A 255-nucleotide genomic window follows, 5' to 3' on the forward strand; every position below is an offset into this window, starting at 1 on the left:
GCTTCTCCTCCATGGCCACCGGCACGATCAGCGCCACGTCCATGGTCACGTTGTCGCCCGGCATCACCATCTCGGTGCCCTCCGGCAGCGTGCAGATCCCGGTCACGTCCGTGGTCCGGAAGTAGAATTGCGGCCGGTAGTTGGTGAAGAACGGCGTGTGGCGGCCGCCCTCCTCCTTGGTCAGGATGTACGCCTCGGCCTTGAACTTCGAGTGCGGCTTCACCGAACCCGGCTTGCACACGACCTGGCCGCGCT

The 255-nt window shown here is 65.5% G+C and carries 1 protein-coding gene; it reads right to left on the reverse strand.

All coding sequences use genetic code 11. The annotated features are described in order from the left end of the window. On the reverse strand, positions 1–255 hold a 255-nt coding region (locus tag ACLBYB_RS33550), incomplete at both ends, for an EF-Tu C-terminal domain-related protein (RefSeq protein ID WP_447701458.1).

Source organism: Methylobacterium sp. D54C (assembly GCF_053345595.1).